The 1,245-nt window shown below is 59.5% G+C and carries 2 protein-coding genes; both read right to left on the bottom strand.

Going from position 1 to position 1,245, the window contains the following annotated elements; translation table 11 throughout:
- Nucleotides 1-293, bottom strand: a 293-nt coding sequence (locus KA184_01060) for a hypothetical protein (GenBank protein ID MBP8128140.1), incomplete at its 3' end; no start/stop codon positions are given.
- Between the two features lie 24 nt (nucleotides 294-317).
- A partial coding sequence (locus KA184_01055; GenBank protein ID MBP8128139.1) for an NADH-quinone oxidoreductase subunit N occupies nucleotides 318-1,245 on the bottom strand: 928 nt, incomplete at its 5' end.

Genomic DNA, 1,245 nt, shown 5'->3' with positions numbered 1-1,245 from the left:
AGCGTATTGCGGAGGTACTGGTTTAGAAACGAAATTGACGCGTAATTGAGTTCCGTGACCGGCTGCGCAATGGGCGTGACATGCGGTATCCCGCCCAGCTTGTCTATGGCCTTTGCCAAGCGGCGCGCCTCGGACTTGTCGAAATCCGAGAGCTTCTGCAGTTTGGCGAGCAACGGTCTGTCTTCGTCGCTCACATAGGGATCCGCATGCAGTACGTACCGCGCCAGCGAGTGGTACCTCTCCGCAAAGGCTTCATTCAACGCTTCGATTATCTTGGGATTCACCGTGTCCATTTAAAACTCATCCTCCGGATGTCGCTACGTTCCAGCGAGTTGTATCAGATATAACACCGGCGAGAAGAACAACAATGCCAAGGTTGGCGCCGCAAAGGCCATCGCGAGCGTGCGGTCCAGTCCGTCCTCGCCGAGCGGCGCGTCAGAATCCGGTTTCTCAAAGGCCATCGCGCGGGCAAGCTTCATGTAGTAGTACAAGGAAATCGCGCTGTTCAGCACACCCGCCACCGCAAGGAAGATATAGCAGGCAGCCGTGAAAGTGAACTGGCCCTCGACCATGTGCGCGATGCCCGCGCTCACGACGACCTTGAACAGGAAGAACTTGCCCACGAACCCCGCGGTCGGCGGCAGGCCCGTCAACGCGATCAGGAAGATGAAGAGCGCCAAGAATAGATGGGGCGCTTTGGCTGCAACACCGCGGAAGTTGTCGATTTCCGCGCTGCCCGTGCGGTTTATCAGCACAATGATCACCCAGAATACACCCAGGTTCATGAACAGGTAGACGAAGAAATAAAAGAGGATCGCCTCGACGGCCTGCGGGCTGTTGACCGACAACGGCATCAACAGGTACCCCGCGTGCGCTATCGAAGAATAGGCCATGAGCCGCTTGACGTTGGTCTGGCGCAACGCCGCGAGGTTGCCGTAGGTCATCGTGACCAGCGCGAGCGCGCCCATGGCGAGGGGAAGACCCCCCATCCCGAACACGCCGGACTGCAGGGGCGCGACAGTACTGAACACCGCGTAAAACGGCAGGATGAGACGCAAGAGTGCGCCGAAACCGGCGGCCTTGGAAACGACGGAGAGGAACGCCGTGATGGGCGTGGGAGCGCCCTGGTACACGTCCGGACACCAGAAGTGGAACGGCACCAGCGCCATCTTGAAGCCGAGGCCGGCGAGCAGCAGCGCGCCGAGAGCATAGAGAAACACCAGACCGGTTTCGCCGGACTGCACC

It is taken from the genome of Candidatus Hydrogenedentota bacterium (assembly GCA_018005585.1).
GTDB lineage: Bacteria > Hydrogenedentota > Hydrogenedentia > Hydrogenedentales > JAGMZX01 > JAGMZX01.
Note: the sequence above shows the minus strand (reverse complement) of the source record. Positions and strands in the feature narration are given on the sequence as shown.